Source organism: Xanthobacter cornucopiae, from assembly GCF_043195065.2.
Classification (GTDB): Bacteria; Pseudomonadota; Alphaproteobacteria; order Rhizobiales; family Xanthobacteraceae; genus Xanthobacter.
In genome coordinates this window covers 4,297,184-4,315,672 of sequence record NZ_CM195531.1, presented here as the reverse complement: position 1 = coordinate 4,315,672, position 18,489 = coordinate 4,297,184, and the positions used below count along the sequence as shown (strand labels likewise).

Annotated in this window: 18 protein-coding genes; 6 read left to right on the top strand and 12 right to left on the bottom strand. The window is 70.8% G+C overall.

Annotated elements, in window-relative coordinates; translation table 11 throughout:
- The first annotated feature begins 12 nt into the window (after positions 1–12).
- Positions 13–477 carry a PTS IIA-like nitrogen regulatory protein PtsN gene (gene ptsN, locus V5F53_RS19000; protein WP_393998391.1) on the top strand — a complete coding sequence of 155 codons (465 nt, stop codon included), beginning with the start codon at positions 13–15 and terminating at the stop codon, positions 475–477.
- 413 nt (positions 478–890) lie between these two features.
- Here the strand turns inward: ptsN and V5F53_RS18995 are convergent, their stop codons facing one another.
- From V5F53_RS18995 to V5F53_RS18970, 6 genes are all read right to left on the bottom strand, one after another.
- Positions 891–1,145, bottom strand: coding sequence for a BQ00720 family protein (locus V5F53_RS18995; RefSeq protein ID WP_393998390.1), 255 nt, complete (start codon positions 1,143–1,145; stop codon positions 891–893).
- Between the two features lie 42 nt (positions 1,146–1,187).
- Entirely contained in the window at positions 1,188–1,616 is a 429-nt protein-coding gene (locus V5F53_RS18990; protein WP_393998389.1) for an Hsp20 family protein, read from the bottom strand.
- A 204-nt stretch (positions 1,617–1,820) separates the two neighbouring features.
- The gene (locus V5F53_RS18985; protein WP_393998413.1) at positions 1,821–3,440 is read right to left on the bottom strand and encodes an FMN-binding glutamate synthase family protein; all 1,620 of its coding nucleotides are present in this window, start codon (positions 3,438–3,440) and stop codon (positions 1,821–1,823) included.
- Between the two features lie 180 nt (positions 3,441–3,620).
- Positions 3,621–4,541, bottom strand: a complete 921-nt coding sequence (locus V5F53_RS18980; protein WP_393998388.1) for a sugar phosphate isomerase/epimerase family protein — start codon at positions 4,539–4,541, stop codon at positions 3,621–3,623.
- Positions 4,542–5,092: 551 nt separating this feature from the next.
- Positions 5,093–5,884, bottom strand: coding sequence for a glutamine amidotransferase (locus tag V5F53_RS18975; protein WP_393998412.1), 792 nt, complete (start codon positions 5,882–5,884; stop codon positions 5,093–5,095).
- A 112-nt stretch (positions 5,885–5,996) separates the two neighbouring features.
- Positions 5,997–6,476, bottom strand: a complete 480-nt coding sequence (locus tag V5F53_RS18970) for a tellurite resistance TerB family protein (protein ID WP_393998387.1) — start codon at positions 6,474–6,476, stop codon at positions 5,997–5,999.
- A 300-nt stretch (positions 6,477–6,776) separates the two neighbouring features.
- Here V5F53_RS18970 and V5F53_RS18965 point away from each other — a divergent pair, with 300 nt between their 5' ends.
- On the top strand, positions 6,777–7,175 hold the full coding sequence (locus V5F53_RS18965) for a response regulator (RefSeq protein ID WP_393998386.1): 399 nt from the start codon (positions 6,777–6,779) through the stop codon (positions 7,173–7,175).
- 142 nt (positions 7,176–7,317) lie between these two features.
- Here the strand turns inward: V5F53_RS18965 and glmM are convergent, their stop codons facing one another.
- Together glmM and V5F53_RS18955 are read right to left on the bottom strand one after the other, a co-directional pair.
- Complete coding sequence (glmM, locus tag V5F53_RS18960) at positions 7,318–8,661, bottom strand: phosphoglucosamine mutase (protein WP_393998385.1); 1,344 nt, start codon at positions 8,659–8,661, stop codon at positions 7,318–7,320.
- Between the two features lie 220 nt (positions 8,662–8,881).
- The gene (locus V5F53_RS18955) at positions 8,882–9,988 is read right to left on the bottom strand and encodes a linear amide C-N hydrolase (RefSeq protein WP_393998384.1); all 1,107 of its coding nucleotides are present in this window, start codon (positions 9,986–9,988) and stop codon (positions 8,882–8,884) included.
- Between the two features lie 254 nt (positions 9,989–10,242).
- Here V5F53_RS18955 and V5F53_RS18950 point away from each other — a divergent pair, with 254 nt between their 5' ends.
- Both V5F53_RS18950 and V5F53_RS18945 read left to right on the top strand, forming a co-directional pair.
- Positions 10,243–11,244 (top strand): adenosine kinase, encoded by a 1,002-nt coding sequence (locus V5F53_RS18950; protein WP_393998383.1) that lies wholly within the window; start codon positions 10,243–10,245, stop codon positions 11,242–11,244.
- Positions 11,241–12,575, top strand: coding sequence for an ATP-dependent DNA helicase (locus tag V5F53_RS18945; RefSeq protein WP_393998382.1), 1,335 nt, complete (start codon positions 11,241–11,243; stop codon positions 12,573–12,575). Before V5F53_RS18950 ends, V5F53_RS18945 begins: the two co-directional genes overlap by 4 nt.
- Positions 12,576–12,593: 18 nt before the next feature.
- On the opposite strand, the gene V5F53_RS18940 is transcribed toward V5F53_RS18945, so the two are convergent.
- From V5F53_RS18940 to V5F53_RS18930, 3 genes are all read right to left on the bottom strand, one after another.
- A complete protein-coding gene (locus V5F53_RS18940; protein WP_393998381.1) occupies positions 12,594–13,460 on the bottom strand; it encodes a type 1 glutamine amidotransferase in 867 nt (288 codons plus the stop codon).
- 116 nt (positions 13,461–13,576) lie between these two features.
- Positions 13,577–14,497 carry a DMT family transporter gene (locus tag V5F53_RS18935; RefSeq protein ID WP_393998380.1) on the bottom strand — a complete coding sequence of 307 codons (921 nt, stop codon included), beginning with the start codon at positions 14,495–14,497 and terminating at the stop codon, positions 13,577–13,579.
- A 377-nt stretch (positions 14,498–14,874) separates the two neighbouring features.
- Positions 14,875–15,366, bottom strand: coding sequence for a MarR family winged helix-turn-helix transcriptional regulator (locus tag V5F53_RS18930; protein ID WP_393998379.1), 492 nt, complete (start codon positions 15,364–15,366; stop codon positions 14,875–14,877).
- 223 nt (positions 15,367–15,589) lie between these two features.
- Between V5F53_RS18930 and metX the strand changes: the two genes are divergently transcribed.
- Together metX and metW are read left to right on the top strand one after the other, a co-directional pair.
- Complete coding sequence (metX, locus tag V5F53_RS18925) at positions 15,590–16,822, top strand: homoserine O-acetyltransferase MetX (protein WP_393998378.1); 1,233 nt, start codon at positions 15,590–15,592, stop codon at positions 16,820–16,822.
- Positions 16,823–16,825: 3 nt separating this feature from the next.
- Positions 16,826–17,479: a methionine biosynthesis protein MetW gene (metW, locus tag V5F53_RS18920; RefSeq protein ID WP_393998377.1), complete on the top strand. Its 654-nt coding sequence runs from the start codon at positions 16,826–16,828 to the stop codon at positions 17,477–17,479.
- Between the two features lie 31 nt (positions 17,480–17,510).
- On the opposite strand, the gene V5F53_RS18915 is transcribed toward metW, so the two are convergent.
- A complete protein-coding gene (locus V5F53_RS18915; protein ID WP_393998411.1) occupies positions 17,511–18,233 on the bottom strand; it encodes a class I SAM-dependent methyltransferase in 723 nt (240 codons plus the stop codon).
- Positions 18,234–18,489 lie beyond the last annotated feature (256 nt).

Here is an 18,489-nt window from a genome sequence, read left to right as displayed (position 1 = left end):
GGGAACCGATCTATGCCCCTTGCCGACCTCCTCGTGCCGAACGCGGTCTTCCCGATGTTGCGGGCGAGCAGCAAGAAGCAGGTTCTCCAGGAGCTCGCCCAACAGGCGGCGCTGCTGGTGGATCGGGACCAGCGGGAGATTTTCGAGACGCTCCTGCAACGGGAGCGTCTCGGATCCACCGGCGTGGGCAATGGCATCGCCATTCCCCACGGCAAGCTCCCCAACCTCGGCAAGCTGTTTGGCCTGTTCGCGCGGCTGGAGAAGCCCATCGACTTCGAGTCGCTCGACGGCGAGCCGGTGGACCTGGTGTTTCTGCTGCTGGCGCCCGAAGCGGCCGGCGCGGACCACCTGAAGGCCCTGGCGCGGGTCGCCCGCATGCTGCGCGATCCGGATGTGGTGGAAAAGCTGCGCGCCACCCGCGACGCCGGTCTCATGTACACTCTTCTGACCGCGACCTCGGCCTCGAACGCCGCCTGAGGCGGGTGAAGCGGGGAGCGCACGGATCCAAATGCGATCAAGCGCACCGGTTACGCACCAACTGCCGGTCGCGCCAGAGTTGCGGCACATGGTTCGCGGCACATGCGGAAGGTGCGCATGGGAAACCCTCATCGCGGCGAGCGGCGATATAGCGGCGCTCCTCGCGCGGCACCACGCTGGCGCCGGTGGCGATCACCCCGTTTTCACCTTCAAACCGGCATTGATCCGGTGACATCCGCGCCCCTGGCGCTGTCGATGGCGCACCGGGCCTTTAGGCGGCTCCGGACACCCCTCACACTGCCGTCTCGCGCCGCCCTGCCGTCCGTCGCACGCCAATGGCCGCCGATCTGCTCAGAAGCCATTGGCGGCGACCGCGCGACATCCTGAACTGCCACCGCCGGAAACCAGCGGCGTCAATGCACGCTCACCGGCACCAGGGCATGCTCCATCGCGTTCGCCAACGCAGCCTCGCGGCTGTCGGTCAGCATGATGGGGGTGCCGTCGGCGGCATGCAGGGTGAACAGGGTCATCCCCGGGGCGATCTGCGGCGCCTGCGGGAACATGGCCTTGACGTCCTCGGAGCGGATGGTCCGCACATAGGCGATCTCCCCGCCGCCCAGGCCCGCCAGGGTTTCGACGCTGATTTCGTGATCCAGGCTCTCAGTCATATCCTTCACTCCTCAACTCTGGCACGCCACATCTCCGCACCGTCACGGCCGCGAGAGGATGTCGATCCGCTTGACCTGCCGCACCGGCTCGGGGCGGACCAGATCCACGGCAAGCAGGCCGTTGCGCAGCTCCGCGCCGAGCACGTTCATGCCTTCCGCGAGAACAAAGGTGCGCTGGAACTGCCGCGCCGCGATGCCCCGATGCAGGAAGACGCGGCTTTGCCCGTCATCCACCTGCCGACCCCGGATGGTCAGTTCCTTTTCCTCAAGGGTGATTTCCAGCTCCTCGGCGGAAAAGCCGGCCACCGCCAGCGTGATGCGCAGGCGCAGCGGCTCCCCGGCTCCGGCCTCGATCCTCTCCACATTGTAGGGAGGATACCCGTCGGCGCCCTTGGTCACCCGGTCGAGCACCCGCTCGACCTCGTCGAACCCCAGAAGAAACGGGCTCGACAGTGAAGATACTCGCGACATGCCTCAAGTCCTCATCAAGCGACTTGGTCAAGCGATCTGGCGTAACCCGGGCGCGCGCCACTATGGCCACACCCGCCGGAACCCGTCATGGCGTTCCGTCGTCCTCGCATATGGGAAGGGCAGGATGCCCCCGCAAGGCATCCCGGCGACCCATCGACCTCCGTGCATGCAGAAGCCTGTCGCTGCCGCCGAACCGGGCGCCCCTCACGCCGCCCGGCGCGGTCCCACCGGACGCAGCGGCGCGAAGCTGTCGGGGTCGGCCGCGCCCCATTCCGCCGCATAGGGCGTCTCTCCCGCCGCCGACAGCAGGATGTCGGGGGACAGGAACGGATAGATGCGGTCCAACGCCTTCACCTCGGTGGAGCTCACCCGGTGCCACACGTGATGGGGCAACAGCTCGCTCGGGTGGGTGAGACCCGCCGCCGCCACCAGTTCCGCCAGCGCCGCGAGGGTGTGGCGGTGAAAGCTCGCCACCCGCTCCGCCTTGTCAGCGACCACGAGGCCGCGCTGGAGATGAGGATCGGTGGTGGTGACGCCGGTGGGACACAGGCCGGTGTGGCAGCGCATGCTCATCACGCAGCCCAGGGAGAACATGAAGGCGCGCGCCGCATTGCACCAGTCGGCGCCGATGGCCATGTTGGCGGCCATGGAGAAGCCGGAGGTGACCTTGCCCGATGCGGCAAGCCGCACGTCCGCCCGCAGGCCCGTGCCCACCAGGGCATTGCGCACCAGCAGCAGCCCTTCGCGCAGGGGCATGCCCACATGGTCCGCCAGCTCATGCGGGGCGGCGCCGGTGCCGCCCTCCGATCCGTCGACAACGATGAAGTCCGGCCGGATGCCGGTCTTCAGCATGGCCTTGACCATGGCGAAGACCTCGGTGGGATGACCGACGCACAGCTTGAGCCCCACCGGCTTGCCGCCGGACAGCTCCCGCAGGCGGGCCACGAACTCCATCATCTGCACCGGGGTGGCGAAGGCGGAATGGCGGGCCGGCGAGAGGCAGTCCTGGCCGATGGCGATGCCGCGCGCCTCGGCGATCTCCGCGGTCACCTTGGCTCCGGGCAGCATCCCGCCATGGCCGGGCTTGGCGCCCTGGGACAGCTTGATCTCCACCATCTTCACCTGATCGTCGGCGGCCCGCTCGGCGAACCGCTCGGGCGAGAAGGTGCCGTCCGGGTTGCGGCAGCCGAAATAGCCCGAGCCGATCTCCCAGACGATGTCGCCGCCGTGGATCCGGTGATAGCGCGACATGCTGCCCTCGCCGGTGTCGTGATAGAAGCCGCCCTGCCGGGCGCCGAGGTTCAGCGCCTGGATGGCATTGCCCCCCAGCGAGCCGAAGCTCATGGCCGACACGTTGAGCACCGAGGCCGAATAGGGCCGGCTGCAGGCCGCACCGCCCACGTTCACGCGGAACGGTACCCGGCTCACCGGGGTTGGCGCCAGCGAATGCGTCATCCACTCGTATTCGGCGGCATTGGTATCGAGCTCGGTGCCGAACGGCTGGCGGTCCTCCTCATTCTTCGAGCGGGCATAGACCAGCGAGCGATCCTCGCGATTGTAGGGCCGCTCGGACAGGTCGTCTTCCATCAGGTACTGGCGCAGATAGGGGCGCACCGCCTCGAACAGCCAGCGCACGGAACCGATGACGGGATAGTTGCGCAGCAGCGAATGGTGCGGCTGGATCAGGTCGAACACCCCGAGCAGCACCAGCGGAAACAGCAGGCAGAAGCCGATCAGCCAGGCCTGGTGGGCGACGAAGGACAGCACCACGCTGACCACCGCGCCGAAGGTGACGGCGATGAAGACGCTGTTGCGCGCCAGCATCTTCCGGGTCCCCGGCGCCAGCAGCGCCCTCCGCCCCTCGCCTGTGGTCGTCTTGTTGTCCGGCATGATCGACGGCCTCCCTGTTGGATACCGCCAAGCTAGACCAGTTCCGAACCGATTTCATGCCACCGGCGGAGAATGGCGGCCGCCGGGCGGGAGCCCGGCCGACCGACCGCGCCGTCAGGCCCCGGCCGCCGCCTGCGCGAAACGCTCCGCCAGGGCGCGCAGCACCGGGATCTGGCCGGGCAGCTCGCTCCAGTAGCGCCGGTGCAGCTCAAGGTTCACCACCGTGCCGGCATCGAACCGGCAGCGCTCCGCCACCGTGTCCCAATCAATGCCGCCCCAGCCCAGCGGCAGGTGAAGGTCGCCTTCGCCGAGGCCGGCCCGCTCGCCTTCGTCCACCGCCCAGCTGGTGGACGGCCGGCCGAAGCTGTCGTGCACGTGCAGGTGCCGGGCATACGGCGCCAGCGCTGCGATCTCAGCGAAATAATCCGCGCCGGCATCGGTGGTGCGCAGGAAGGCATGGCTGAAGTCCAGCGTCGCCCGCACATGGGGATGGTCGAGCGCCGCCAGCTCGGCGGCGAGGCGCGAAGGCAGCGCCGTCTCGCGCATCGGCTCGAAGCGAAAGATGTTCTCCACGCAGAGGGTAAGCCCGTGGCGCGCGGCGCGGTCGCCGGCCCGCGCCAGCGCCGCGCGCTGGCGGGCATAGGCCCCGTCCACGTCCGCCTCCTCGCGCACGCAGCCGGTGTGGGCGACCAGCGTCACCGCGCCCAGCGCCCCGGCCACATCAATGGCCGCCTCCAGATACGCGAGGTGGCGTGGCTGGCGCGCGGGATGGTCCATGAGATTCACGGTCAGCGGGCCGTGCACGGTGTAGCCGAACGGCCGGTTCGCTGTGGCCTCCACCAGCCGCGCCAGGCGCTCGGGCCGCACGTTGCCGTCGATGATGAGGGTCCAGGCGAAGATGGGCAGCTCGACGAAATCGACCCCGAGCCGCTCGGCCTCATCGAGCTTGGGGCCAAGATCCTCGAAATCCGGCGACGTGGCCCGGATCGAATAGCCGATGCCGCGGATCGCGGGTCGCGGCGCCTGAGCATCCATGTCCTTCCCCCTCGGGTGACGTGCAGCGGGAGTCCCCGTGGCGCCTCGCGCGGCGCCACGGCGCGCACCATAGAGGCTTTTCACCGGCAGGGGGACCGGGAGCCGCACCCGCGGCGCCAGGGGGCGCCACCAAGGGACACGACGGACGACCAGCAGCCGCCACGCGGACGACGAACGCCCGATGGAATGAGGGCGTCCGCCGGGGATCGACGAACGCCCGATGGAATGAGGGCGTCCGCCGGGGATCGACGAACGCCCGATGGAATGAGGGCGTCCGCCGGGGATCGACGAACGCCCTTAATCCAGGCCGATGACGCTGACACCTGACGATCGGCCCTGCTCTCTATCAGCAAAAGACCGGCCAACGGCGAAACGCCAAGATGTAGATGGAAACCACAGAAGACACACCACATGCAGGCCCGCAGCGGGAACAGTCTGTCGCAAACTGCAAATCGTATTTCGCATTTTGCGACACCATCCGCCATTTGTCGCATTCTGCAAAAAGCGGTCCCCCGGGCGCTCCGGGCGCGGCAGGCCGGACGACCGCCCCGTCAGCCGATGCGCTTGCGCGGCGCACGCTCGGCGGCGAGCCACATGTCGAGGAAACCATCCAGCCACCGGCAGACGGCGGCGTCGTAGCGGCTCCATCCCTCCAGGTGCGCTTCCCCGGGCTGCGCGCCGCGCTTGCTCAGATTGTGCGCCCCCCGGACCGTCCACAGGCACATCATCTCCCGCGTCACCTCGGGATGGAACTGCAGGGCATAGGCGGAATCGCCATAGCGGAACGCCTGATTGGGAAACACCTCCCCGGTGGCCAGCAGGTCCGCCCCCCGGGGCAGGTCGAAGCCCTCCGAGTGCCAGTGGTAGACATGGCTCGGCCAGTTCAGCAGCGCCGCGCCGGTATCGGTGGCGGCGAGCGGGTAATAGCCGATCTCGCAGGCCCCCTCGTGATGCGGCGACACCTGGGCCCCCAGCGCCCGCGCCATCATCTGCGCGCCAAGGCAGATGCCCAGCAGCGGCTTTTCCACCTCCAGGGCCTTTTCGATGAAATCGATCTCGGCGCGGATGAACGGCCGGTCGTCATTGGCGCTCATGGGCCCGCCAAACACCACCGCGCCGGCATGGGCCTCCAGCGTCTCCGGCAGCGGATCGCCCAGCGCCGGGCGGCGCACGTCGAGCCGGTAGCCGCGCCGCTCCAACCGCTCGCCGATGCGCCCGGGCGTCGAATGGGCCTGGTGGACGATGATCAGAATGTCGGTGCTGTCGGCGGTGTCCCGGCCCGGGGCGGCCGGATCCTCGATCCGCGCGGCCACCCTTTGCCCGTGATCGCAGCCGTCGCGCATGCCTGACGGGGGCTCGGGGGCCTCGCCCGTCCTCTCCGCGTCGGGGCGGACGTCATCCCCCGCCGCGTCGCGCCGCGCGCCCGTCCCGCCGCCGTCATCGCCCGAAAACGTGCTAGTCCTGTCGTTCACCGCCAGTTTCCGTCTCCTCACGGATCTCGCGACGGATTTCCACCCGGTCGCGCGTATCCACGTTGAGCAGTTCCGCCGCGCGCCACACGAGATTGTCCTCAAACTCGGTCAGGGTGCCGTCGGCGAACGCCACCTCGAACATCATCTCCACGATGCGCCGCCGGCCTTCGTCGTCCAGCGCCCGGTTGAGCACGCTGGTGAAAGCATAAAGATCAACGGCTTCGGCATCCTTGGCAATGGCCAATTCGACCAAGGCATCGCTTTCCGCCCCGGTCAGGGAGAAGCGCTGCTCCAGCACACGCTTGAGGACGATCCGTTCGGCCTCCTTCACCACCCCGTCCACGGTGATGACATGCACCAGCAAAGCGGCGGCGGCGAGGCGGTAGTCGTCCGGACTGAAGGCGGCCGTGTCCCGCCGGCCGCCGGTGATGTCCGTGATGAAGTCGGAAAGGCTGCGAAACATGCGTTGGGCATCCTGCGGCTCGAACGTGGCGCCGGGGCCGGCAAGGTCCGGCGGCACCGCCTGTGAACGGGACGGGGTGGTGGCGGCGGGCGCGCCCGCCGCCGGCAGTTGCCATGATGCCGTGGCCGATGCAAGGAGGGCAACCACCCATCCGCCCGCCCCCGACGCTCCGCACCCGGCCGCGCCGCGCGCAGCCCGGCACCGGCAGGGCGCGCGGCGATGTGCCATGATGGGCCGCCCGGAATCGAATCCGGGCCGCGCCGGCCGCCCATGGCCGGCGACGGAAAGGGAGGCAAGACAGTGCTCGATCAGCCGGCCGGCCGGGGCACCATTCTGCTGGTGGAGGATGAGCCCTTCGTGGCGCTCCTGGCCCAGCAGGTGCTGGAGGACCACGGCTTCACCGTCCTCGTGGCCGGCCATGGCCGGACGGCCATCGAGCAGGTGGAGGTTGCGAGGGAGCCGCTGGCGCTGGCGGTGGTGGATCTCGGGCTGCCGGACATCGGCGGCGACGAGGTGGTGCGCGCCCTGCGCCGGCTGCGGCCGACGCTGCCGGTGGTCATCGCCACCGGCTACGCCACCGACGAGATCGAGGCCGAGTTCACCCTCGCCGACGGCGTGGCGGTGATCCGCAAGCCCTATGACGTCCGCACCCTGCGCACCACGCTGCGCCGGCTCGGCCTGGACATGCCGGAAGATTGAGGCCAGGCGCCCGCCCGTCGGCGTCACTCCGTCCACCGCCCGGCGACGTCCCCGCGCGCGCCGCGCCGACGCGGCCGCCAGCGGAGACACGGGTCCCAGACGCAGCGACCTCGCGTGTGTCAGGCGGGTGGAGCGGCCGCGATCAGGCCGCCGCGCGCTTGAGCGCGCCGATGACGTCGTCCACCACCTCTTCCACCAGGTCGCGATCGTCGCCCTCGCCCATCACCCGGATCACCGGCTCGGTACCGGACGGGCGGATCAGCAGGCGGCCCCGGTTCGACAGGCGCCGCTCGGCATCGGCGATGGTGGTCTGCACCCCGGCATCGTCCAGGGGCCGGCCGCCGCCGTAACGCACATTCTTCAGCACCTGCGGCAGGGGATCGAAACGATGGCAGACCTCCGACACCGGCCGGCCCTGCTTCACCACCACCGCCAGCACCTGCAGCGCCGCCACCAGCCCGTCGCCGGTGGTGGAGAAATCGGTGAGGATGATGTGGCCGGACTGTTCGCCGCCCACGTTGTAGCCCTCGGCGCGCATGCGCTCGAGCACGTAGCGGTCGCCCACGGCGGTGCGCGCCAGGCCGATGCCGCGGCCGGCCAGATGGCGCTCCAGCCCCAGGTTCGACATGACGGTGGCGACGATGCCGCCGCGGGACAGGCGCCCGTCCGCCTTGAAGCTCTCGGCCACCACCGCCATCATCTGGTCGCCGTCGACGATGTGGCCCTTTTCGTCCACCAGGATCACCCGGTCGGCGTCGCCGTCGAGGGCGATGCCGATGTCGGCGCGCACTTCCCGCACCTTGGCGGCGAGCGCCTCCGGCGAGGTGGAGCCCACGTCCCGGTTGATGTTGAGGCCGTCGGGATCGACGCCGATGGCGATCACCTCGGCGCCCAGCTCCCACAGGGCCTCCGGGGCCACCTTGTAGGCGGCGCCGTGGGCGCAATCCACCACCACCCGCAGGCCCTCGAAGGTCTGGTCGCGCGGCAGGGTGCCCTTGGCATATTCGATGTAGCGGGCGTGCACGCCCTCCAGGCGCCGGGCGCGGCCGATCTCGGCCGGCGCCGCCAGCCGGCGCGACAGGTCCTGGTCGATCAGCGCCTCGATCTCCCGCTCCACTTCGTCGGAGAGCTTGAAGCCGTCCGGGCCGAACAGCTTGATGCCGTTGTCGTCGAACGGATTGTGCGAGGCCGAGATCATCACCCCGAGATCGGCGCGCATGGAGCGGGTGAGCAGGCCCACCGCCGGCGTCGGCATGGGGCCCAGCAGCAGCACTTCCATGCCGACGCTGGTGAAGCCGGCCACCAGCGCGTTCTCGATCATGTAGCCTGACAGGCGCGTGTCCTTGCCGATCACCACCCGATGGCGGTGCTCGCCGCGCTGGAAGGCGAGGCCCGCGGCCATGCCCACCCGCAGCGCGATGTCGGCGGTGAGCGTCGAATTGGCGCGTCCGCGCACCCCGTCGGTCCCGAAATACTTGCGCGACATGGTCCCTCATGCATCAGAGGGCCGCGCCTTCCGGCCCGGCCCGCGATCGCTGTGCTTCATGTGGTCCCGCCGCGCGTGGCGACCGGCGCGCGGAACCGTTGACGTGTCGATCCGTATTGCCCGAGCGTTGCCGCGCCGCAGCGAAACGCGCAAGCACCGTGTCCCCGCCGGAACGATCACATCTTGTGACCGCCCCTGACACCGGACCCGCCAGCGACTGTCACTCCCCGAGGGGCGTGACGACGGGCTTCTGGTCGATGGGGAAGACGCTGGGCGCGGCACCGTCCAGTTTCACCTTTGCCAGGTCCAGCACCCGCAGGTCCTGGTTGTCATAGGTGGCGAAGAAATAGCGCCGCGCCTTCAGGTCGGCGATGGCGGTCCATTCGGTGGTCTCATAGCCGGCCACGCCGCCGCCGGCGGAGGCGCCGGCGCGGGTCACCACCGCCCCGGGGGGAATGTCGAACGAGCTCATGATGTGCCGCACCGTGGTCACGCCCGCGCTGGCGGTGGCCGGCTGCGGGGCGTTGCGGGCGAAGAAGAAGGCGCGCACGAACCGCGAGGGGGAGAGCATGTCGCCGGGCAGGCCGTGCAGGCCGGCGCCGGTGGAGGGGGCGGCGATGGTGAGCGGTCCGGCGGTCAGCGGCGCCGGCTCCACCGCCGAGAGGTTCACATACTGGCCGAGATTGGCGATGTGCCAGTCGAAGGTGGGGGCGTTGGTCAGCACGGTGGTGGGATTGTCGTGGATGTTGAGCGTGCCGCCCACATATTCCACCACGATGCTGGCGCCGCTGGCGTCGTGCAGGGTGAAGTGCACCGGCACCGGGGCCTTGAACACGGCCTGGGGCGAGCGGTTCACCTTGATCTTGGGCAGCGCCGCCTTCACCTCGGCCACCGTGGCGAACGAGGTGAGCAGATAGGTGAGCAGTTCGTAGGATGCCAGGGAAGTCGCGGCTTCCGCCGGCGCCACCTCCTGGAACTCGGCGACGTTCGGCAGGTAGAGCTCGCCGCCCACCAGGCCCTTCTCGTTCATGCCGTCCACGAACAGGTTGAGACCCAGGGCGTTGAGGCCCACCACGCCATATTTCCCGGTCCACTTGAGGCCCGTGCCGGCCGCGCCGCTGGGGCCGGTGCCGGTGAGCGCGATATTGCGCGGCATCACCATGGCCTGGGACTGGAGCGGCAGGCCGAACTCCAGGGTGCGGCCATAGACGTGGCCGCCATCCGCCGTCTTCAGCAGCAGGGAGGTGCAGGCCGACGCGGAGAGGCCCTGGCCCAGCAGGGCGGCGCCGGCAAGAAGGGCGGCGGCGGTGTGCATCAGTCTCCGCATGGGGTCTTCCTCTCCTTGTGCCCCGGCACTGCGCGGCCGGGATGCGCGCAGGCTTGGCCCCACGGGTTCGGCCGAAATGAGGCGCCAGCCGCGCGGAGGCGCATAATAACACTTATAGGCGCAGCCGGGCCATCGGCGCAGCTTTCGCGGGAGGTGGCGGCGCTCCATTCGGGCCTCAGGGTTAACGCCCGCCGTTGCGCTGCACCCATGCGCGATGCTACCGCTCCGCGATGTTTTCTCGGAGATTGCCGCCCGTGTCCGCTTCACAGATCGATGTTCTCACCATCGGTAACGCCATCGTCGATGTCATCGCCCGGGCGGAGGATGATTTCCTGGCCACCCACGCCATGAGCAAGGGCGGCATGGCGCTCATCGACGAGCCGCGCGCGGAGGCGATCTATGGCGCCATGGGGCCGGGCACGGAGATTTCCGGCGGCTCGGCGGCCAACACCGCCGTGGGCGTCGCCGCGCTGGGTGGCCGCGCCGGCTTCATCGGCAAGGTGAAGGCCGACGGGCTCGGCACCGTGTTCGGCCACGACATCCGCGCCGCCGGCGTCGCCTATGCCACGCCCGCGGCCCAGCAGGGACCGGCGACCGCCCGCTGCCTGATCCTGGTGACGCCCGACGGCGAGCGCACCATGAACACCTTCCTCGGTGCCGCCCAGGACCTCACCGCCGCCGACATCGACGCGGACCTGGTGGCCGGCGCCGCCGTCACCTATCTCGAGGGCTACCTGTGGGACCCGCCGGCGGCCAAGGACGCCTTCCTCGCGGCTGCGAAGATCGCCCATGGCGCCGGCCGCAAGGTGGCCCTCACCCTCTCCGACTCCTTCTGCGTGGACCGCTACCGTGCCGAGTTCCTGGAGCTGATCCGCGCCAGGACCGTGGACCTGGTGTTTTGCAACGAGGCCGAGCTGAAGGCGCTCTACCAGACCGCCGATTTCGACACCGCCCTCACCGCCCTGCGCCAGGAGGCGAACGAGGCGGTGGTGACACGCTCGGAAAAGGGCGCCTCCTTCGTCACCGCCGGCGCCGTGGTGAGCGTGCCGGCGGCGCCAGTGGACCGGGTGGTGGACACCACCGGGGCCGGCGACCTGTTCGCCGCCGGCTTCCTCTCCGCCTACACGCGCGGCGTCGATCCGGCCACCAGCCTGCGCATCGGCGCGCTGGCGGCGGGGGAAATCATCACCCAGCTCGGCGCCCGCCCGCAGCGCAACCTGCTCGACCTCGCCCGCGAGGCCGGCCTGGTGTCGTGAGCGACCGCGACCCGGGCGGGAGCCCCCCGCCGGCGCCCGCGGCGGCGACCCTGCCCGATCCCGGCGGCCAGTCGGGGCGGGCGCTGGCCGCCATCGACGCCCGCGCCCCCACCCTGATGGTGCTGGGCGGGGCCGGCACCGGCAAGACCACCTTCCTGCACGAGCTGCGCAAAACCCCGCGCGGGCGCCAGGTGTTCCTGGCCCCCACCGGGGTGGCGGCGCTGCAGGTGGGCGGGCAGACCATCCATTCCTTTTTCGGCATTCCCCCGCGGCTGCTCAATCCGGACGAGGTGAAGCCGCGGGTGCAGGTGCGCCGGCTGCTGAAGAAGCTGGACCGCGTCGTCATCGACGAAATCTCCATGGTGCGGGCCGACCTGCTCGACGCCGTGGACATCTCCCTGCGCATCGCCCGCGACACGTCCGAGCCGTTCGGCGGGGTGCAGATGGTGCTGGTGGGCGACTTCCTCCAGTTGCCGCCGGTGGTGCCCCTGGCCGAACAGGAGATGCTGGCGCGCATGGGCTATGAGGGCCCGTTCGCCTTCCACGCCAAGGCGCTGGCGGACCGGGCGACCACCGGCGTGCCGTTCACCCATGTGCATCGCCAGACCGACCGCGCCTTCATCGCCATGCTCGACGCGCTCCGGCGCGGGCGCGGCGCCCGCGACGCCGCCGAGGCGCTCAACACGGCCTGCGTGCGGCCCCACCGCGAGGGGACGATGCCGGTGCTGCTCACCCCCACCAACGCCCGCGCCGATGCCTACAACGCCCGGGGCCTCGCCGCCCTGCCGGACGAGGGGCGGGAGTTCGGCGGCGTGCTGAAGGGCGAGTTCGGCCTTGAGGGCGATCGCCTGCCGGTGGCCGAAAAGCTGGTGCTGAAGCGCGGCGCCCGGGTGATGGCCCTGCGCAACGATCCGGCCCGGCGCTGGGTCAACGGCTCGGTGGGCACGGTGGTGGGCCTCGGCCCCTTCAGCGCCCTGGTCAAGCTGGACGCCGGCCCGACCGTGGAGATCGAGGCCTTCACCTGGGAGCGCATCCGCTACGGCTGGGACGAGCCGGGCGGACGCATCGAGGCGCAGGTGGTGGGCACCTACACCCAGCTTCCCCTCGCCCCCGCCTGGGCCCTGACCATGCACAAGGCCCAGGGCCTGACCCTCGACGACGTGCGCATCGACTTCGGCGAGGGCGCGTTCGCCCCCGGCCAGGCCTATGTGGCGCTGTCGCGGGCCCGCTCGCTGGAGGGGCTGTCGCTGGTGCGGGCGATCCGCGGCTCCGACGTGCGGGTGGACCGGCGCGTGGCCGGCTTCATGGAGGCGTTCGAGCAGGAGGGCTGAGGCCCCCCAGCCGCCCCCTCAGCCACGCCCGCGGGCGGCGCGGACCGGCAGCACCAGCCGATCCACGAAATTGCGCAGCTCGCGGGTGCGCACCTCCTTGGCGATCACCGCCCCGTCGATGCCGCAGCGCCAGGCCAGGGCGCGGTTGCCGGGCTCGCGCTCGAAATGCTCCAGGTCGGCGATGAAGGCCGCCTCCTCCTCCTCGTCCAGGAAGAAGCCTTCCGCCACCAGCGAGGGGCGCAGCCGCCGGAAGATGGCCGCCATCTCGCGGAACGGATACTCCGGGTGGTACTGCACCGCCCAGCAGGTGGAACGCCCGGCCCGGATCTCGGCGGCCTGCACCTGGGAGTGATCGTTGGTGGCGAGCAGGCGGGCGCCGGGCGGCAGGGTTTCCACCTCGTCGAGATGCACCGTCATGGCCTCGAACACCTGCGGCTTGCCCACGAACAGGTCGTGGCCGAGGCCATCGGCGGTCTGCCGGATACGCCGGCCGAAGCCCACTTCGCGCCCGCGCGGGTTGAGCCGCACGCTGCCGCCCGCCGCCACCGTCAGCACCTGCAGCCCCCAGCAGCTGCCAAACACCGGCACGCCGGTGGCGAAGACGGCGCGCAGGAGCGCGATCTGCCGCTCGATCTCCGGCCCCCCATGGTAGATGTTGAGCGAGGAGCCGGTCACGGCGATGCCGTCATAGCCGTCCAGGCCGGCGCCGTCGGGCAGGCGCGCGCCGGGATCGGCGGGATAGCAGATGTCGACGCTGGCGCCGGGAGCAAGCTCCCGCAGCAGCTGGGCATAGCCCTCGCTGGCGGCCTGGCCGCCGAAATGCACCTGGCGGGCACGGGCTTCGGCGGTGTTTCCTTCGACGACGAGCAGGCGGGGTGCAGGCATGATTGCGGCGGGTCCACAGGGAAAAGTCAGGCGAAGATAAAGTCAGGCGAGGATACGGCGCATTTTGACCAAAGCGAGGATGGCAGGGCCTGCGCACAGCCCCGCAGGCCGGCCGCTCAGCCGGCGGTGTCCGGCCGCGGACCCCGCCCCCGCTCGCGCCGCTCATGCAGCAGCAGGTAGATGCCCGAGGCGATGACGAGCCCCGCCCCGGCCAGCGTCCACAGCGTCGGCGTCTGGTCGAACACCAGCCAGCCGAGCAGCACCATGCCGACGATCTGGGTATAAAGATAGGGCGAGAGCGTGGCTGCGGGCGCCCGGGCGTGGGCCAGGATCAGGAGGAAGTGGCCGGCTCCGGCGATGATGCCCAGGCTGAGCATGCCGCCGATGACGACCGGCTCGCGCGGGGTCTCCCACACCAGCGGCAGCGGCAGGCTGGCGGCGACGGTGCCCACCAGCGCGGAATAGAACAGGGTGGTCTCGCTGCGGTCGTGGGCGGCCAGCATGCGGGTGGTGATGGCGTAGAGCGCATAGGTGGCCGCCGCCCCGAGGCTCAGCAAAGCGGCGGGGTGAATGCCGCCGGCGCCCGGGCGCACCACCAGCAGGATGCCGGCGAAGCCCACCAGGATGACTGCCCAGTGCCGCGCGCCGACCCATTCCCCCAGCAGCGGCCCGGCGAACAGCGCCACGAAGAACGGCGCCGAGAACATGATGGACACGGTCTGGTCCAGCTGGAGGAAGCGCAGCGCCGTGAAGTTGAACACCGTGACCGCGAACAGCAGCGCCGAGCGGGTGAGCTGCAGCCCGGGGCGGGTGGTGCGCAGCAGCCCCGGCACGGTCCAGGGATTGAACACCGCGAACGACACCGCGAAATGCACCGCATAGCGCGCCCACACCACCATGAAGACCGAGATGTGCTGGCCCAGCCATTTGGCGGTGGCATCGGTGACGGCGAAGCTGCTCACGGCCAGGCACATGAGGCCGATGCCGAGGGGAATGGAACGGCCGGAGGCCGGGACCTGTGCGGGACGCGCGCCCATCATGGCCTCGAGACGGAACCGCCGCGCCGGGAGGCCCGGGCGCGGCGCCAGGATTGCGGGATGCCGAACGCCGCTCCCGCCCGGCACATGCGGCCCGATGCGGCGGTGACGGCGATTCCGTCGGCACGGTGGCTGTTAGAGCATGTTGCCGGCGCGGGGGAGGCCCACGGCGCGGACGGCGCGCGGCCGCCGGCGCCCGAGCCACGCCGCGCGCCCCTGCAGGCAGAAGGCGCCGCGGCCCGATCGGCCGGCGCCGCCCGCGCGGGAATGCGCGGGTTGGCCGGCACGCCATGACCTGAGCGCATGGCTCCCCGGCGCTTCCGGCAGCGCCCGGCGCCCCGCCCGACAGGACTCCGCCCAAATGGACTCCGCCCGGCTCAGGCGTCGTCGTCGTCGTCGCCGGCGTCGGCCTCGTCATCGACGCCGCCATCGGCGCCGAGGCGCCCGGCGAGGTTCTTTTCCACCTTGCGCAGCAGCTTGCGCAGGCGCTTGCGCTCCTTGCCGTCGAGACCGGCCACGATCTCGCCCTCCAGCGTCTCCCAGATGCCGTCCACGGCGGCGCCGCGGTCCCGGCCCTGGTCGGTAAGGAACACCCGCACCAGACGGCCGTCACCATCGGTGGTGCGACGCTCCACCAGCCCCTGGCTGGTCAGGCGGGCGATGGTCTTGGAGGCGGTGGGCGGGCGCACCCGGAGGGCAGCAGCCAGGTCGCCCATGGTGCGGCCATCCTGCTCGATGAGCAGCTTCAGCACCGACTCCTGGCCCGGGAACAGGCCGAGATCGCTGAGCAGGCGCGCCGACAGGGCCCGCTGCAGGCGGGCGGTGTGGTTCAGCCGGTAGCCGATGGTCTTCGCGAACGGGTCCTTCATGCTCTTCCCCCAACGGCAGGCAGCGCCCCGCGCCCGCCTACGCCAGCACGGGCGCGTCGCCGCGGCAAGGCCTTGCTGCGGCGACGGCCGCGCCGGGCCGGCGTGTGGTGCCCCTTATCCCCGCGCCGGCTTACAATTTTACGAAGGCCGGTTGGATTCATTCGATTCCAGCCCACGGCGGTTCGGCTTGACAGGCGGCGCCGGGCGTCGCTTGGTTGCCGCCATGACATCGCTCGCTCCCCCGGATGGCTGCGCCCCGAAAGCCGATCCCGAGGCCGCAGACCTGGTCGAGACCCGTGCCCGGCAGGAGGCGGACGAGCCGCATTCGCCGGTGGTGCGCTTCGGCCCGTCGCAGCCGCTGCGCCTCGACGCCGGCGTGCTGCTGCCAAACCTGCAGATCGGCTATCAGACCTATGGCGAGCCCAATGCCGCGCGCTCCAACGCGGTGCTGGTGTGCCACGCCCTGACCGGCGACCAGCACGTCGCCAGCCTCAATCCCGTCACCGGCAAGCCCGGCTGGTGGGAAACCCTGGTCGGCCCCGGCAAGCCCATCGACACCGAGCGCTTCTATGTGATCTGCGCCAATGTGCTCGGCGGCTGCATGGGCACCACCGGCCCCTCCTCCACCCATCCGGCCACCGGCCGCCCCTATGGCCTCGACATGCCGCTCGTCACCATCCGCGACATGGTGAACGCCCAGGCCATGCTGCTCGACCATCTCGGCATCGAGAAGCTGTTGTGCGTGGCGGGGGGCTCCATGGGCGGCATGCAGGTGCTGCAGTGGGCGGCGAGCTATCCCGAGCGGGTGTTCTCGGCCCTGGCCATCGCCACCGCGGCCCGCCATTCGGCGCAGAACATCGCCTTCCACGAGGTGGGCCGGCAGGCGGTGATGGCCGATCCCGACTGGCGCGGCGGGCACTATCTGGCGGAAGGGGTGATGCCCCACCGCGGGCTCGCCGTGGCGCGCATGGCGGCCCACATCACCTACATGTCGGACCAGGCGCTGCACCGCAAGTTCGGCCGCCGCCTCCAGGACCGGGTGCTCCCCACCTTCGGCTTCGACGCCGACTTCCAGGTGGAAAGCTACCTGCGCCACCAGGGCGAAGCGTTCGTGCAGCGCTTCGACGCCAATTCCTATCTCTACGTGACGCGGGCCATGGATTATTTCGACCTCGCCGCCGATTACGACGGGGTGCTCGCCAATGCCTTCCGCGGCACCCGGACCCGGTTCTGCCTGGTGTCCTTCACCTCCGACTGGCTGTTTCCCACCCAGGATTCGCGCGCCGTCGTGCATGCGCTGAACGCCTCCGGCGCCAACGTCTCGTTCGCCGAGGTGGAGAGCGACAAGGGCCACGACGCCTTCCTGCTGGACGAGCCGGAGCTCAACGCCATCGCCCACGGCTTCCTCGACAGCGCGGCGCGCGCCCACGGCCTGCCGCCGGCGCGCAGGAGATAGGCCATGGCGGTGCGCGACAGCGGGCTCGACGAAGGGGTGGTGCGCCTGGAGGGCGGGCGCGTCGACCTGGTGGTGGTGGCGGAGATGGTGCGCTCCGGCTCGCGGGTGCTCGACGTGGGCTCCGGCGACGGCGCCCTGCTGGAGCTACTGGCCACCACGCGCGGATGCGACGCGCGCGGCATCGAGCTCTCGCGCGAGGGGGTGAACGCCGGCGTGGCGCGCGGCCTTGCCATCATCCAGGGCGACGCCGACGTGGACCTCGCCCATTATCCCGACGATGCGTTCGACTATGTGATCCTCTCCCAGACCCTGCAGGCCACGCGGCGGCCGCGCTGGGTGCTGGAACAGATGCTGCGCATCGGCCGGCGGGCCATCGTCTCGTTCCCCAATTTCGGCCATTGGCGCTCGCGGCTCGACCTCCTGGTCAACGGCCGCATGCCGCTGACGGAGAACATGCCGTTCGCCTGGTACGAGACCCCCAACATCCATTTCTGCACCATCCGCGACTTCGTGGCGCTGGTGGAAAAGCTGGATGCCCGCATCGAAAAGGCGGTCGCCCTGGATTCCGCCGGCCACCGGGTGCGCGTCGACATGCCATGGTGGGTGTGGAACCTGATGGGCGAACAGGCGGTGTTCCTGCTCTCCCGCAAGGGATAGGCCACGCGCGCGGCGCCGAGGCGCTCCGGCGTCAGGACCGCGCCAGCGCCCCCGCCGGCGCCGGCTCCAGCACCGGCGCCAGCCGGCTGCGGCGCACCGTCACCGGGCGGTGAAGCTGCTTGGTGGCCTCCACCACCAGCACCCCGGAGAACGGCAGCGACAGCCGCGCGCCAACCCGCTCGAACGCCACGGCGGTCCGCAGGAACCAGCGGCTGGGCGGCGCATACAGCGCCTCCCCCCAGCCGGCGGGGGTGAACAGCGCCTCGCGCAGCAGGCTCACCACCTGCCCGCGCGAGAACGGCCGGCCGTTGCCGAACGGCGTGGTGTCGAGCCGGGCCCAGACACCGCGTCGGTTCGGCACCACCGCCAGCAGCCGGCCGCCGGGGGCCAGCACCCGCCAGACCTCGCGCAGCACCTCCGCCGGGTCGCGGGTCATCTCCAGGGCATGCACCGCCACCACCCGGTCGATGCTGGCAGTGGGCAGGGGCAACAAGGTTTCGTCGGCGAGGGTGGCGAGGGCCGGGCCGCTGGAGGGCCAGCGCACCACGCCTTGCGCCGCCGGCATCACCGCGATGCAGCGCTCGGCCTGCTCGCGGAACACGCCGAGATAGGGGATGGCATAGCCGAGCCCGAGCACGGCGAGGCCCGTGACATCGTCGAAGCGGGCCCGGATGGCGCGCCCAAGCAGCCGGCGGGTCATCACCCCCACCGGCTGGGCGTAGAAATGCCGCAGGTCCACCACGTCGAGATTCATGCCGCTGCCCGCACTCACCTGACTGTCGAAATCCCACATCTGCGCAATCCGGATGGGTCCCCGCCATCGCCGGGCGATCGCCGGACCATTGGCCCTCACCGCTGCCGCCCGCCGGCCGCTCGTCACGGGCCGGCCGGCCTCGCACACGGCCGCGACGGTCCCGGCCGCGCCGGCGACCGGCCTGCCCCCCTGAATAGCCCATCGCCGCGACGCGGTCGCGCGGCATCTGCTCTCGTGCCCGGCGAGCGGGACCGCC

What these genes read in the sequence shown, in the direction of transcription:
- V5F53_RS18980 (WP_393998388.1), bottom strand. Translation starts at nt 4,541, where the DNA reads ATGGATGCTCAGGCGCCGCGACCCGCGATCCGCGGCATCGGCTATTCG.
- metW (WP_393998377.1), top strand. Translation starts at nt 16,826, where the DNA reads ATGGCGGTGCGCGACAGCGGGCTCGACGAAGGGGTGGTGCGCCTGGAG.
- V5F53_RS18995 (WP_393998390.1), bottom strand. Translation starts at nt 1,145, where the DNA reads ATGACTGAGAGCCTGGATCACGAAATCAGCGTCGAAACCCTGGCGGGC.
- V5F53_RS18990 (WP_393998389.1), bottom strand. Translation starts at nt 1,616, where the DNA reads ATGTCGCGAGTATCTTCACTGTCGAGCCCGTTTCTTCTGGGGTTCGAC.
- V5F53_RS18915 (WP_393998411.1), bottom strand. Translation starts at nt 18,233, where the DNA reads ATGAATCTCGACGTGGTGGACCTGCGGCATTTCTACGCCCAGCCGGTG.
- V5F53_RS18975 (WP_393998412.1), bottom strand. Translation starts at nt 5,884, where the DNA reads ATGCGCGACGGCTGCGATCACGGGCAAAGGGTGGCCGCGCGGATCGAG.
- ptsN (WP_393998391.1), top strand. Translation starts at nt 13, where the DNA reads ATGCCCCTTGCCGACCTCCTCGTGCCGAACGCGGTCTTCCCGATGTTG.
- V5F53_RS18935 (WP_393998380.1), bottom strand. Translation starts at nt 14,497, where the DNA reads ATGGGCGCGCGTCCCGCACAGGTCCCGGCCTCCGGCCGTTCCATTCCC.
- V5F53_RS18955 (WP_393998384.1), bottom strand. Translation starts at nt 9,988, where the DNA reads ATGCGGAGACTGATGCACACCGCCGCCGCCCTTCTTGCCGGCGCCGCC.
- V5F53_RS18930 (WP_393998379.1), bottom strand. Translation starts at nt 15,366, where the DNA reads ATGAAGGACCCGTTCGCGAAGACCATCGGCTACCGGCTGAACCACACC.
- V5F53_RS18940 (WP_393998381.1), bottom strand. Translation starts at nt 13,460, where the DNA reads ATGCCTGCACCCCGCCTGCTCGTCGTCGAAGGAAACACCGCCGAAGCC.
- V5F53_RS18970 (WP_393998387.1), bottom strand. Translation starts at nt 6,476, where the DNA reads ATGTTTCGCAGCCTTTCCGACTTCATCACGGACATCACCGGCGGCCGG.
- glmM (WP_393998385.1), bottom strand. Translation starts at nt 8,661, where the DNA reads ATGTCGCGCAAGTATTTCGGGACCGACGGGGTGCGCGGACGCGCCAAT.
- V5F53_RS18985 (WP_393998413.1), bottom strand. Translation starts at nt 3,440, where the DNA reads ATGCTGGCGCGCAACAGCGTCTTCATCGCCGTCACCTTCGGCGCGGTG.
- metX (WP_393998378.1), top strand. Translation starts at nt 15,590, where the DNA reads ATGACATCGCTCGCTCCCCCGGATGGCTGCGCCCCGAAAGCCGATCCC.